At 30.5% G+C, this 13,672-nt stretch carries 12 protein-coding genes; 2 read left to right on the top strand and 10 right to left on the bottom strand.

Going from position 1 to position 13,672, the window contains the following annotated elements; all coding sequences use genetic code 11:
* Window positions 1-12: 12 nt before the first annotated feature.
* The 3 genes from LF886_RS00735 to LF886_RS00725 form a co-directional block, all read right to left on the bottom strand.
* Complete coding sequence (locus LF886_RS00735; protein ID WP_236852215.1) at window positions 13-360, bottom strand: hypothetical protein; 348 nt, start codon at window positions 358-360, stop codon at window positions 13-15.
* A 450-nt stretch (window positions 361-810) separates the two neighbouring features.
* On the bottom strand, window positions 811-1,110 hold the full coding sequence (locus LF886_RS00730; RefSeq protein ID WP_236852214.1) for a HigA family addiction module antitoxin: 300 nt from the start codon (window positions 1,108-1,110) through the stop codon (window positions 811-813).
* Window positions 1,111-1,128: 18 nt separating this feature from the next.
* Window positions 1,129-1,422 carry a type II toxin-antitoxin system RelE/ParE family toxin gene (locus LF886_RS00725; RefSeq protein ID WP_236852213.1) on the bottom strand — a complete coding sequence of 98 codons (294 nt, stop codon included), beginning with the start codon at window positions 1,420-1,422 and terminating at the stop codon, window positions 1,129-1,131.
* 617 nt (window positions 1,423-2,039) lie between these two features.
* On the opposite strand from LF886_RS00725, the gene LF886_RS00720 reads away from it, so the two are divergent.
* Entirely contained in the window at window positions 2,040-2,339 is a 300-nt protein-coding gene (locus tag LF886_RS00720; protein WP_236852212.1) for a HigA family addiction module antitoxin, read from the top strand.
* Between the two features lie 1,183 nt (window positions 2,340-3,522).
* Window positions 3,523-5,226, top strand: coding sequence for a hypothetical protein (locus tag LF886_RS00715; protein ID WP_236852211.1), 1,704 nt, complete (start codon window positions 3,523-3,525; stop codon window positions 5,224-5,226).
* Window positions 5,227-5,349: 123 nt separating this feature from the next.
* On the opposite strand, the gene LF886_RS00710 is transcribed toward LF886_RS00715, so the two are convergent.
* The 7 genes from LF886_RS00710 to LF886_RS00680 all read right to left on the bottom strand — a co-directional run bounded on the left by LF886_RS00710 (window position 5,350) and on the right by LF886_RS00680 (window position 13,434).
* A complete protein-coding gene (locus LF886_RS00710) occupies window positions 5,350-6,918 on the bottom strand; it encodes an Eco57I restriction-modification methylase domain-containing protein (RefSeq protein WP_236852210.1) in 1,569 nt (522 codons plus the stop codon).
* Between the two features lie 7 nt (window positions 6,919-6,925).
* Complete coding sequence (locus LF886_RS00705) at window positions 6,926-7,561, bottom strand: HNH endonuclease (protein WP_236852209.1); 636 nt, start codon at window positions 7,559-7,561, stop codon at window positions 6,926-6,928.
* Window positions 7,542-8,219, bottom strand: a complete 678-nt coding sequence (locus tag LF886_RS00700) for a hypothetical protein (RefSeq protein WP_236852208.1) — start codon at window positions 8,217-8,219, stop codon at window positions 7,542-7,544. The genes LF886_RS00705 and LF886_RS00700 overlap by 20 nt, the downstream gene beginning before the upstream one ends.
* Window positions 8,220-8,223: 4 nt before the next feature.
* Window positions 8,224-10,401, bottom strand: a complete 2,178-nt coding sequence (locus tag LF886_RS00695) for an ATP-binding protein (RefSeq protein WP_236852207.1) — start codon at window positions 10,399-10,401, stop codon at window positions 8,224-8,226.
* A gap of 94 nt (window positions 10,402-10,495) precedes the next feature.
* The gene (locus tag LF886_RS00690) at window positions 10,496-11,818 is read right to left on the bottom strand and encodes a hypothetical protein (RefSeq protein ID WP_236852206.1); all 1,323 of its coding nucleotides are present in this window, start codon (window positions 11,816-11,818) and stop codon (window positions 10,496-10,498) included.
* A 135-nt stretch (window positions 11,819-11,953) separates the two neighbouring features.
* Window positions 11,954-12,928: a TniQ family protein gene (locus LF886_RS00685; RefSeq protein ID WP_236852205.1), complete on the bottom strand. Its 975-nt coding sequence runs from the start codon at window positions 12,926-12,928 to the stop codon at window positions 11,954-11,956.
* Between the two features lie 17 nt (window positions 12,929-12,945).
* Complete coding sequence (locus LF886_RS00680) at window positions 12,946-13,434, bottom strand: hypothetical protein (protein WP_236852204.1); 489 nt, start codon at window positions 13,432-13,434, stop codon at window positions 12,946-12,948.
* Window positions 13,435-13,672: the final 238 nt, after the last annotated feature.

The following is a 13,672-nucleotide window of genomic DNA, read 5'->3' as shown; positions in this document are numbered from 1 at the left end:
TTTATGTTTTTACTATTTGTCAATGGCTTCTCTAATGGCGAGTTCTTTTCTATTAGTATCGAATACTGTTCGGGAGTCTTTTAGCAGTAAAATAACTGCAGAAATATTGCTTCCTTCTAAATTTTTGGAGGTATAAGCTGAACCATCTTCCAGTGTTATTTTAACTGTTCCATTTGATAATGGGTTGTAATATATACTGTAAGATGTTATAGCGATGAAAGGAGTTGCGCTTTTAGTTATACTGTAGCCTTTTTGGGATATTGTGAATTCCTTTAGCTTTTCTCTTTCCTTTTCTTTTTGGCTTTCACAGGCAACGAGAGATAAAGCAATCAATAGTAATGTGATTGTTCGAGTTTTCATTAGGGATTATTTTGTTTTTGTTGGTAATAAAATATTAATCGAAAAGCCAGGTATTGATTCTGGTCCGGTTAACTGCTAGCGTATTGGTTTAATGTGGCCAGCTGTTCGTTCTATACTCTATGCTAGGTAAATTAGCGTTTACTATCAATATGTGGATAGGTAGGGATAATGATTCTATTCTGCTTTTATTGTTAATTTAATTATGGTTATGTTTTGTTTTTCTAATTTACAAAATTGATATTTATTTAATAATAGTTTTTTATAGTCAGTTCGATAATGATTTATGTGTCTTCAAATTTCACGATAATAAAAAGAGTGAACAATTACCCATTTGTGTAAAATAACTGAAGGAAAAAAACAAAAAGATAAGGCCTCTCACTTAGAGAAGCCTTATCTTTTTTAGAGTAATTGATTGTGGAAAGAGTTTCATGTTTTACACTATAATCCTTATTAGTCCTGGTGTGAAAACCTTTTTAACTCTTCATTAAATTCTTCTTCGGCCTTAAAAAGGTCGTATTCTCTTTGCAGTTTAACCCACAGTTTAGCGCTTCCACCAAAAACAATGCTGATTTTGATCGCCATATTTGGTGAAATTCCAGATTTACCGTTTAGAATATTAGATAAAGTCAGCCTTGTTGTTTTTAGATGCTTAGCTGCTTCACCTATGCTTAATTCAGCTGGTTCAATTACTAAATCCTTTAATATTGTACCAGGGTGGACATATAGACTTTTGTGTCTTTTGATTGCCATATAATAAAACTCTTATGATTAATGATAATCCACCAGATCAAGATGAGATGCTGTTTGAGTATCATTATCAAATTTAAATAATAATCTGTAATTCCCTGATACAGAGATAGACCAATATTCAGATAGCTTACCCTTTAATTTATGGGGGTCCAAATGTTGAAGTCTATCCAGATCTTCAGGAATACTTTCCATAGTATCAATCACAATAAGTAATAAACTTAATTTTTTTACCAAGTGTGGTTGAATTTTACTTCCGTCTCCTTCGACGAATAACTTATATAAGCCTTTATGCTTAATGTGGGCTATAGCCATAACAATAATTTTTAATTCCGGTTCCTATACCGTGTCATCAATTTTTTTGTATTCATGGTTCGTGCTATGATTTAATTATTGTTGAATTGTATAGTGCAAATATACACTATGCAATTATTAAAAACAAATTTTATAGTTAAAAATTGATTATTTAGAATTTAAAGGCAATATTTGTGTGATAAAATGCCAGAAATGTGAGAATTCCTGGCATTTGTAAATTGTAAGTTTTTTTTGTGCAATTATTCAGAGATTCTTAAAGGAATATCTACCATTGGTTGTATTTGTTGGTGTACCGTTGAAAGAAGAGAAATGTAATACATATTTATTCCCTTCTTTTTTTCAAAGAGAATTTCTAATTCCAATTATTATATCTTTTTAAAAGTCTTATAAAGATTAGATTCTTTTACAGATCTTATTTTTTCCTCTTTTTCAATACGGAGTCTCATAAAAACATTAAGAGCGTCTTTACTTGGCTTATTGATATGTAATACTTTTGTTGTCATTAGTTTATCAAAGTTAATATATATATTCTATATAATCAAAAATAAATTTTAGAGGCAACTAAGATGTATTTACTTTATTTATAATTGTAAATTGTATAAAAATATAAAAGAATTATGAAGAGTTTAACTCGTGGTATAAAGCACAATACGCATCCAGGAGAAATCCTTTTGAACCAAATTGTTAAAGCTAATAATTTGACAGTCGATAAGGCTGCTAAACATTTGGGTATTACTCGGCCTACATTATCAAATATTGTTAATGGAAAGAGTGCAATTACTCCTATTATGGCCATAAGAATTTCTAAAGTTTTTGGAGGAAATCCTGCCTTTTGGATTAGATTACAGTCTGCTTTTGATTTACGTAAAGCAGAACAAGAGTTTGAGGAAGACCATATCGAACTAGATAAATTTTAATTTTCTTAGGAATCAGAAGCTTTCAATTAAAAAGAAATTAAAAAAATAAGAAGGCCTCCTTACAATTTACATGGCGGATTAAAATTAAAGCAAAAAGATTAGGCAGATAATTCTGCCTAATCTTTTTATTGAGGCTAATCCTCTGCCTCTATTCCCATTTTAAATGATTCGTATTCTATCGAACCTTTAAATTTTCTCTTACCGAGAATTCCTACTGTGAATAAGACGAACAATCCTATTACTACTACAATTAAAAATGTTTCCATATGTAAAAAATATTTATTATTAATATTCAACTTTTCTCTAAAGCATTAAAAAATATACTTGTGTAATACACCTTGTCCCGGAAAAAGTATACAGCGTTTAACACTTTTCATAAAAATTAATATTACATTCAACCCAAATTTTAGTTTTTATAGGGCGCAAAAAAAAAGCCCCTCGCTGAGCGAGAGACTTTGTCTTCGATAACGAAGGTACAAAATGTTTCAATACCATCCAAAAGTGTTAATTTTAAAATTAACACTTCTATTATCACACTATTTTATCTCTTATTAGCATTGTTTATATCTTTAGTAGGACCAAGAGCATATTAAGTTCCCTTGTATGGAACGGGATACTATTTAAGATCAAGGATACTGTTACTTCTTTGTAGGCTTGTGTTTCTGAATCAACAATAAATTAGCTGAATCTTAAGAAGGGTTTACTTCTTAATGTTGATATTTGTTAAAGTAAGTATTTTAGCTTCTTGAGGCTAATTTCAAATATTAAATTCTAGTTTTTGAAAACAGATTATAAGAATCGGACTATATTTTTGTAGTAATTGATGAACTTAATATATTTGTTAAACAAAAAATCCACTGTGCAGGAACACTTAAGTGGATCTTAAACTATATCGCTGAAGATTAAGAAAAAATTCTTAGTCTATTCGGCTATTTGTATTACAAAGATAACAAAATCAATTACACAATATCCAATTACAATATGAAGAAAAAATCAAATCAATTTTCTACTGAGAGTAATCTTTTATTATTATCTGTCAGTTTGGGGAATGGGCCCTACACTAAAAGGCGAATAGATCTTTCAACAAGTTATAAAGAGAAAAATAATTTTGTTGGATACCTTCTAGAGTGTAATTTATCAAAGCTTAGCCTATTGTTTAACATGATCCTATGGAAAATATTAAATGAGTATAAGGGTTAATATTGACGTTCCAGACAAAGATAATGGGTTCTGGTTAATAACAGACTTTTTGGAGTGTTTTAAGCACTCAGATCATCATATTTGGGTTAAGATTGAAATTGTACATGTGATCTATGATCTCATGCTTGAAAAATATATTTTTGGTGATAGGATAGTTAATCCGTATCCTTTACAATATATGATGTATATCACTGCTGGTGATGAATTTGACCTTGAAGGAAGAGGAATTAAAAAAAAACGGTTAAAAACTTTAGAATGGAATATTGTAACCAAACCAGATAAGTTGGAAATGAAAGTCTACAACCACTTGGATTTTTTAAATTTGGGAGATTCGTTCCCTTTAAATTGCTCTTCAGATGGAATGCTATATTACGATCTATTTGATTATGATAAGAAAGATAATGAGAAAGTGATTTCACAAAAGAACGTTATTATTTTGCCAGCAAGTGTTATAGGCCAATTTTTTTACTTTCTGGAAAGTGATTTTAGTAATTTGTTATATAGTATCAATTTGAAATATATTTTCCGAAATTATAATAGAGAAAATATAGAATATCGGGATGGGTTGAAAATCGGGAAATTTTTTTATGAGTGGGAACAGTGCAAGAATGATAATGTTTTATCAGCGGCAAGTAATTTTCTATTTTCTAAAAATGACCAATTAATAAAGGCTCTATATAATTCATTTAATCAAAATTTGAGATCTGTTTATCATAATCCATATAAGATTCCCTTTCATTACAAAATTCCTATTGATGCAGAATTAAAATTGAAAGTGAGAGGAAATTATTTTAAAGATAAATATGGTATTGGAATCTTTTTAATTAAGGAGATTTTAGATTTTGAAACCAAAGGATCTAGTATGAAAAATTTATTTACTGTAGATAAGATTGAATACCATCCAGACATTGAGTATTCTTTAAAAGGTCTGAGAAAACCTGAGGATGCTATAGGAAGACCAAGTATTAAAAACCAAGCAGCAATAGATTCATTAGAAATTTACGGTTCATATCCCTCAAATTCATCTTTCAAACCAAGGAATATGATACAAGAAAAAAAACGATTTGGTGATATTATTCCTGTTGAAAAGTATAGTGATAGAAAATCCACAGTTCAACTTATAACTGATAAAATTATTATTGAAAATAAAATCTCAGACGGAGATAGTCTGCATCCAGAAAACGGAGAGAAAGACAGTAAAAAGAGAAGTATAAAAACGAGTACTGAGAATACTGAAAATAGTGATAATAATAGCAGAAATGAAGAGAAAACCAAAACTTATTTAAAAGAAGTTATAAAGGTCTTTACTATGGAGTTTGATGATTTTAAGGTTTATTCATTTTATTATGTACTTGGAGATAATACAAGAATTGATTTTGTAGAAATTAACAAAAAAGATACTGATAAATTCGTGTATTTTATTGATGCGTTTGGGCAACGACTTCAAGTTATTTATCATATAACATTGTCTCGTTATTCAGAAAAAGAACTGAAGAATGTCATTGATTCGGTTAAAAATCATAATTTCAATAGTTGGCTGCCATGGAGAAAAAGTAATTATGCTTTTGAAGGGATGGAATTTGGTGTTTCGATCAATAGAGGTGTGGATAATAATGCTGATTATGATTTTTATAAGAAGGAGTCAGAAAAAATATTTGAGAGAATTATGGCAATTATAAGTAGTTAGTTCTTGCCTTAAATAAACAAGATTCTTGCTTTTAAATTTTCTAAGTCAAATGATACTATTTATTGCTAAAAGAAAAAGATATAAAAAATAAACAAATTGGTTTATTTTTTATATCTGAAATGATTATTTTCTCGTTCTTTTATCAACTAATTTTCTTCGGATCATCTCAATATGATCTATTTCTATTTGGGTTAATCCTAAAGCTTGGTTTAATATTCGGTAGTTATATTTATCCAGAATCTCCTCAATATTTCTTTTATTTTCAAAATTTATAACAAATTCGTTGAAATCTTCCTCACTAATATCAATAAAGGGTATAGGTAATTTTTTGAATTCACTAGGAATAAGTTCAAGGACTCCACCGCCATAATATCTACCCTCTAATTCTGCAAACAAAAGTGTTAAAGAATTATAAAAAGAAAATATAAAACTGTTAATATTGAAGTTCTCTTTCATTTCAATTTTATAAGCAGAATCAGTAACGTAGGCATCAGAATTATTCTTTACAAGCTTTGGATATAAATGAGATCTTTTAAAGAAAAAAGCTTTAGGAGCAGAGGCTACGTTTGGAACAGCATACCATTTTTTTCTTATTGAAGTTTTATGCCTTTTATGTAGCTCTTGCTGTTCTCCAATTTCTATATAATCTTTTGCTTTATCTGATAATTGATCAGATTCTTTGATGTAGATAAAGTTTGTAGGAATATTATTTTCGCTTAATTGTCTCAAATTATTATTATCAAAAACAACGCTACCATTAACATATAGACCCCTTTTAATGATAGGGACAGCGAAGTTTCTTAAATCATATTTTTCTATAGTTTCTGAGTCTGCAATAAAGAAATCATTTGCAGCCGTTACAATGCCGGGCTTTGACTCAATATAATACTTTATTTCGTTGAGATTCCTTTTTAATTCTACAATTACATTGAGCTCCCTCTCATTCAGAAAATGATGCGACCATTTTGTATCATTACGCACTAAAATATCATTTTTCTGAAGTGAAAAATTGTTGTTATTTAGCTGTTCTTGTGATTCAATATTAACAAAATATTGTCCTTTTGTTCTATGCTTTTTATATCCAATAACAACGATTGTATCTTGCCCTTTACATTCAAACATAAGATCATTGAAAGTGAAAATTTCTATACGCTCAAACTGACTAATTAAAAATCTTCTGATTTCCTCTCCATATTTTACTTGTAAAAGCTCAGATGGTAAAACAAAAGAAATTATTCCATTACTTTTAAGTAAGGAAATTGATTTGATTAAAAAAGCTGTCCAAATATTACTAATTGAGTTTTCAGTTAAATTTGAATTGAAATGGATCTCTTTAATTTTAAGTAAATCCTCATCAGTAAGAAGTTTCTTTTTGATGTACGGCGGGTTACCTATGATAGCAGAAAACTTCTTTACACTTGCAAAGTCTAAAAAATTTTGATGAATAAAAGAATTATTATTTATCCACTTTGTAGATGCTTTTTGAAGCTCTTTCTTATTGATGTCGAGTGCCGTTACAGAAATATCTTTTTCGCTACATTCCTGCAATGCCTCTATAAATGAGCCATCACCTACACTCGGCTCCAAAATTTCAAACTTTTTTGAGGATAAATTTCTTATTACCCTTTTAGTTATAAAAGAAGCTAAATATGCAGGTGTATAATATGATCCTGTATTTTTCTTATTATTCACGTCTTAGTTATGTCTTCACGAGTATAAGGAATGGTTGTTTCTTTTTTCTATAGACACTCTGAAGTCTATTTAATATTTCTTCAAATTTACGCAAATAACCCACACATTGAGTAGGATTTTTCTGCTGTTCTATTTTTCGAAATAATAACTCCTTTATTTGCCCAGCTCTTTCTATTTCTGTTCTGTATTTTTCTTCAACAAAATTACTTTTGCGGTAAACAATAAGCTGTCTTCTATTTAAAAATAGTCTATTAACTAAATATCGGGATGTAAAATTATTTCCCGTTATATCAAATGAATTAGCATCTATTTCAAAAATTTCAGAGTAATCAATTACAGATGGATTAGGATAAAAAGCAATATCATATTCCGCGTTAGGTTCATTAGGCCAATCTTCCGATTTAAAAGAATTACAAATAGAACAAGCATAAAAGAGATTTTTATAATCGTTAGTTAATTCTTCGAATTTCTTTTTGGGTCTGTAATGTTCTACGTGAAAATTTCTTATTCCGCCAAAATATGTCTCACTAACAAAGCAATAAACACACTGATGATATCCTTCTACCGATAAATTAGGTTTCCAATCTGAATATATCCCTTCTGTAGGGCATGTTGACACTTCTTTAGGTATCCTTTTCCACATCCTCAATTTGTTTTAAAAATTCAGAAATATCATTACTAAGAGTAGATAACTCATTAATGTTACTCTCGTACTCATTTAACCAATTTTCTCTATGTGAGAAGCCGTAATCACTAAATGGAATATTTAAATTTTCCTGAACAACCCTAAGCTCTGCTAAATCCTGCTCTGTAGCAGTGCCTTTTGCAATTAACTCTGATAGAATAGATAATCTCAGTAATTGTTCACTGTTTGCCTCATGAAACCTTTGGCCGGCTCGAATAAATCTAGCTACATATTCTTCTGGTTTTGCGTAGAAAGTATCTCTGGCTATTATTTCATCAAATTCACTGAATTGATTTTCTAAATCATTGTCTAAGTGAAAACTTGTTACTGAATAAATTGGAAAACTTTTTAAATATTGTCTTAGAAAAGTTACCAGCTGGCTTCCATTGTAGCTAACGCTTCCGTTGCTACCACTTGACTCATGTAATCTTTCATCTAAAATTAACACGGCAATATCATGCTCCTTAATAAAGTTTAAGTATTCCATTTTGTCGGAAAAAGGATCATTGCTTATAACATGCCAGTTTAAATTATTACGTAGAAAAATAAGCTCAATCCTATTTTGCAGAGTTTCTCGAATGTCTACTCTGTCATCAATTATACAAATTCCAGCCATAAGATTATTTTAAAGGAATCCAAAAATTAAAATCAACCATTTCATTATCTGTATTATTAAGTACTTCATATTTACCTTTAATTGATTCAATTGTCGATTTGATGATAAATAGTCCTAATCCAGTACCAGTCTCTTTTCCTTCAGAATCTTTTTTTAACGTATTTAATGGTTTCCATATCCATTCTAATAAACTTTCGTCGATAAAAGGTCCCGAGTTTGATATTGTTACATTAAATCCTTTAATATTTTCTCTTTCTGCTTCACTTAGGTCAATCACAATTCTTCGTAGATCGGCAGGTTTTTGTAGGCAGGCAGTATAGGAGTTTGTTAGCACATTTAATATTATAGATTCAATATCCATTGGAAAAACTTTTGCCTTTACTGGTGATATATTAGTCTCTACAATAATATTTACTGCTAAGAAAACCTTTTCCAAGTCTTTTAATATTTTCTCAATTATATCATCAATTTGTTTGGGTTCTTTTTTTCTTTTTTCTGTATGGACTCTCGTTAATGCAAAAGCTCCCCAACTTGACACTTGATCTCCATAATCAATAGCCTTATCCAACTCTTTCTTTACTTTTGCTACCTGATTGGGGTATTCTAACCAGTCTCTTGCAACTTTTGCCGCACTGTTAAACCCGGTAATAGCAGTTTGAGTTTCGTGAGCAAATACCGCTGAGGATATTCCTAAAGTAGCTAATCCTGTTAAAACGCGATTATGGTTAAGTACTTCATCCAGAGCAACAGATGTTTCTTGAGATAGGTCTATAAATTCTTCGATATTGTCGACAGCATTTTTAACTTCATCTGGAATATTAGCTGTATTTTTAATCACATCTACATCTTTTTTAACATTGTCAATTTTACTTTTAAAGATGTCCGATTTTTCTGAAGGTGTTTTTGGTTTTTGGGTGCCTTTTTGATCTTTAAATAATTTATGCCTCCTGTTTTCTAAAAGAGCTAATGCTCCTAATGTTAATGCACGCAGGTCGTAGAAGGCATCATTCTCTACAAGACCTTCCCTTGAAGCACTATCCGTAAGTAAAGGGTTTTTGTCCCGTTCAATAAAAATTGCCCCAACTAATTGGCTTCCCAATACACGGTAGCCTTCTCTATCTACACCAGCTGGGTTTCTAGAATGCCTTTCCGCTAATCCTAGCCAATCACCACCATGCTGTATATTTGTAAATCCATATGGTTTTACACTTATCTGGTCTCTATATATCTTTACGCCAACATTTTTGTTAACATATTCGCGAAGTTCTGTTAATGTGAAATCTGTACCTTCCGCTAAAGCTTTCGTTCTGGGGTATAACAATAGTTTTATTTTAACAGGCCCACACAGGAGCTTATCTGTAAATTGGTAATTGAAAGGATCAATTACTTTTTGCATTAAATTTTGCCAGCTAATTACATCAATAAATTCCTCTTCACTGGATCTATCTCGTATAGAATAAGCTAAATCAAAGGATTCCCCGTCATAATCTAGTTCTATTTCAATTTCAGGTCTTACTTGTTGGGGAGGTTTGATCTTACCATTAAATTCTTTAGCTACATCATTAGTTAAAAAAATTTCAAAGTCTTCTACGTCTGCAAAGGGTGAAGATAAAATTGAAAGCTCATTGTAAAGGGTTTCAATATTTTCAAATGTCCAGTTCTCTCTGAGGTTATACACTAACATTTCTGTACCAGTTTCTTTTCTGGCTAGTCTTGGTAACTGTAAATCTGGTTCATCTATTACATCTATAGGAATGTCAGTTAGGTCAAGTCCATCCTGATTAAACATTTCCCAATTTATTTTTAACCCGAAGATCTCAGTTTCATCTGTTTTTGTTTTTATTTCTAAAACCTCTCCAAGTCTATCAGCAGATAGTCTTCCAATTCCTTTTTCTCCCGTTTTTCTGCGCTGTTTAGTATTTGATGATTTTTCTGTTTTTTTATGTGAGAAACCGATTCTAAGCCATTTATTGTCTATGTCATCCTCTGTCATTCCATCTCCGTCATCAGAAATTCTCACATAACTATTTTGAGGGTCTGTATTTATGTCAATTTCTACGACATTAGCATCAGCATCATAGGAATTTTTTACAAGCTCAATTAACGCTGTTGTATGGTTTTTTATACTCTCACGGCCCAAATGAATCAGAGCGCGTGCATCTATGCTAAATTTTTTTTGCATTAATTATTAGTTTTTTTTATATGTAATTTTGTGATAATCGTTTCGTGAATTTTTTCATAAGTTAATAAATTAAAAATAAAATTTTAATCTATTCTTATTTATAGATTGGAAAATAGCCTGATAATCCCCAATGTTTCCACATTATTCCCATGGGACATAAATTTCGATCGTTATAACGGGTCCATGGTTCTGTATCGCATCTTTTATCTACAATAATATTAGGATCTGATATTTTGTTACTTTTTTTACAAAAATCTTTCATTTCGCATGGTGAGGTTGTAGGCTTCGAAAAAATTCTCAACGTCTGATTAATAGCCCAAAATAAGTATGGATGAAAGCTAGTAGGAGTAAATCCTGTAGGTAAGGTAATTGTAGCAATATTTTCACTATTTAAAACTAGTGGTGAGCCTAGTGACTTATGAACTATTGAAAAAAATTGATTGTTTTTTAACTCTCCAAATTGTAAAAAATCAACGATAAAGGGAGGTCTAGTTGTTCGGGCAGACTTAATCCTGTTGAATATGATATCTATCCATTGGTTGTTTTCTTCTAAGATATCAGCTTTAAAACTTTTTTTAATAGAGGCTCTTACATCTTCTAAAATAACTTCGAATGAAACATGACTTCCCTTTAAATATGCCTCCAAAATTGAATATAGTTCTTCAATAAAATCGGGATTGTCTGCATTATTTTCTATAAAATTCTGTTGTTTTAAAAAGGTAATAGCTCTAATGAAACTTAATCCTGGGTGATAAGTCATCAAGCAACAATCACATATTGCAATAAGAATAATATCTTCCGCAATTTCAGGATAGATAGAATTAGCTATTTTCTCTACTAAACAATAAGGGTACTCGTCAACGGGAATATTTATATTTTGTTCTGCTAATATTTTTTCATAGATATACCTTTCTGCTAAATAGGCCATTCCTTCAGTTATTATCTTTCCTCCTAAGTAGATTTTTTTTTCTACACCAGAAATTTCATCTCTAAAATAAATAATGATTGTGTCTATATCATTATTATCTACTTTCTTCTGTTCTTTTTGGTAGGATAAATATGTTATCTTTTTATATTTAGGATTGATATCACTACCAAGATATATTGGACTCAAATTAAAGTTTAAATAGCCAAAGTCGTCTCTTTTAACAAGCTTTTGAGGTACTTCAAAACCTTTTTCTTCCTGTTTTGAGATTCGGGCAGCACAATCTTGTAAATAATAGTTTATAGTTGAAATATTCATAAGACCATAAATAGTTGAAAGATCTTGAATAAAATGTATGTATTCATGTAGATATAAAGAAAGAGTGGCATCTGTAGCCTCTTGTAAGTTACCTAAATCTACAGGTAAATCAATTTTAATTTGAAAAAAGGCAGGTCTGTAGTAACACTTTAAAAAGTCTAATTGCTCAACCATATTTTTGTTATTATAGAAATAAATATAAAATTATATTTTGACGTACATTAAACAAATATGTACTTTAATCAACGAAGATAGTAATCATTATACATCTATAATTACGGAAACCCGTAATTAATAATACTGTACGAATTATGTTGCAGATTTTAATTTATTAAGGTAGTAAAAAGGAATCTCTTTATCTTTGGTAAATTCTGATAATCTTACATTGTATTTTTTTATTATTTTTTCTAAAAGGTCGATATCCTGAATTAACCTATGTGATAATAAAATAATCTCCTTACGGCCCTCAAGGTTAGTAAGATAAAATGGTTTGTCTTTAATATCCGGTAGATGACCAAATTCTATACAACAAGCTTTTCGAAGGCGCCCCCATTGGTCATTTTCTCTGCTTATTAAGGAGCAAATTTTATATAACATGCTAAAATATAGATGCGAATAATTCAAATTTTCTGTAAATCCCTTCATTAGATAAAAATTAATCTTTTTTTGAAACATTAACTGTATTTTACTGGCTCTGATAGGGTTTTGAGAAATGTCATAACCACAATAAGCGCAATGGTTGAGAGGAATTCGAAGGATTTCATACTTGTATCCTTGTTCCAAGCGGTGGAATGTTACCGGATTTTTACATTGTGTACAATGATCATTAAGCTCGACACCGCATTCTGTGCAGGCTATAGAATAGAAAATCCTCCATTGCTTTTTATAATATGGCTTATTTTGAAGACAAGAAGGGCAGTACATGATACTATTCCCTTTTCTCTTTCTATGGTAAATTTTAAGTGGAATTATTCCTGTTGTAAAACCGAAAATATTAAGTTTTTCATATAGGAATCCTTCATAACTCTTTAAAAAAAGATTATTAATTTCTGTTGTATGTAAGGGGGTATTGTCTGCTAGTATCTGAATTAAATCTTCGTTAGCTGCCAAATCATTATCTCTGTTCCACATTGAGTAACCTTTCAAAACGGCCTTACTGAAACTGTGACTCTTCAATAAGTGAGCTTGAGAAAGTCTAAAAAACCAACTGGAGAATATTTCATCTTTATAGGGAGGGATATAACCTCCCCAAACATCTTTTTGGAGGTCTGGTACAAAAACCATTTAATAACTTAAGGTGTTTACTGAGTTACTTTAAACGCATTTTTTGCACTCCCGTTAGAGGATATTAAAAGATATTCTGAAGCTGATTTTCCCGAAGCCCAGGTTGTACGGACTTCAGCTCCTTGTTTTATTTTAAAAAAGCCCATACCTCCGGTCTTATCACTATAAAGACCTGTGTCGTTTAATAGGTTCTTAAATATTGAGAACCCTACAAATGCTCTAGTATCCTCTCCTGAAATAGGTGTCATTTCAGTGTACAAGACCCAGGAACTTTTATTTTTATTGTAATTATATAAAATGTATCTCCCTGACTCTTTAACGAGTTTAAAATCAATTTCTTTGATCTTGTCTTTTTTAGTTGAATAGAATCCTAAAAGATCGTCAGCAGGATTGATTAGCTTTTGAATGGATGAAGGGTTATCTGAAGTATTTTCTTTTTTAGCATTATTACAGCTAAGTATTGATACCAGAAGGATGCTTAAAGATGCATGGTAAATTGTTTTCATAATATTGGCGTGTAATCTTTCTTAAGAAAAACAGAAAGCGTGGAACTGACATCAATCTGACAAAGAGGTACCGCTAAGAACCCAATATCCAAAAAGACTCAGCCCACGCCAATATATGACATGGGCGTAAGTCTATCGAATTTTGGATATTTTTTGAAAATTAGCGGTTTTCTTTGTCCAATACGATAGCTTACGCTTTACGTTTTATTATATGTTGCAGCAAATATATAAAGAAATT

The sequence above is a fragment of the Chryseobacterium sp. MEBOG07 genome, assembly GCF_021869745.1.
GTDB lineage: Bacteria > Bacteroidota > Bacteroidia > Flavobacteriales > Weeksellaceae > Chryseobacterium > Chryseobacterium viscerum.
This window is presented reverse-complemented; position numbering and strand designations above follow the sequence as displayed.

Excerpts from the sequence above, each read along its gene's own strand:
- LF886_RS00705 (WP_236852209.1), bottom strand. The coding sequence starts at position 7,561 with ATGTGGAAAAGGATACCTAAAGAAGTGTCAACATGCCCTACAGAAGGG.
- LF886_RS00695 (WP_236852207.1), bottom strand. The coding sequence starts at position 10,401 with ATGCAAAAAAAATTTAGCATAGATGCACGCGCTCTGATTCATTTGGGC.
- LF886_RS00700 (WP_236852208.1), bottom strand. The coding sequence starts at position 8,219 with ATGGCTGGAATTTGTATAATTGATGACAGAGTAGACATTCGAGAAACT.
- LF886_RS00685 (WP_236852205.1), bottom strand. The coding sequence starts at position 12,928 with ATGGTTTTTGTACCAGACCTCCAAAAAGATGTTTGGGGAGGTTATATC.
- LF886_RS00715 (WP_236852211.1), top strand. The coding sequence starts at position 3,523 with ATGAGTATAAGGGTTAATATTGACGTTCCAGACAAAGATAATGGGTTC.
- LF886_RS00720 (WP_236852212.1), top strand. The coding sequence starts at position 2,040 with ATGAAGAGTTTAACTCGTGGTATAAAGCACAATACGCATCCAGGAGAA.
- LF886_RS00680 (WP_236852204.1), bottom strand. The coding sequence starts at position 13,434 with ATGAAAACAATTTACCATGCATCTTTAAGCATCCTTCTGGTATCAATA.
- LF886_RS00730 (WP_236852214.1), bottom strand. The coding sequence starts at position 1,110 with ATGGCAATCAAAAGACACAAAAGTCTATATGTCCACCCTGGTACAATA.
- LF886_RS00725 (WP_236852213.1), bottom strand. The coding sequence starts at position 1,422 with ATGGCTATAGCCCACATTAAGCATAAAGGCTTATATAAGTTATTCGTC.
- LF886_RS00690 (WP_236852206.1), bottom strand. The coding sequence starts at position 11,818 with ATGGTTGAGCAATTAGACTTTTTAAAGTGTTACTACAGACCTGCCTTT.
- LF886_RS00735 (WP_236852215.1), bottom strand. The coding sequence starts at position 360 with ATGAAAACTCGAACAATCACATTACTATTGATTGCTTTATCTCTCGTT.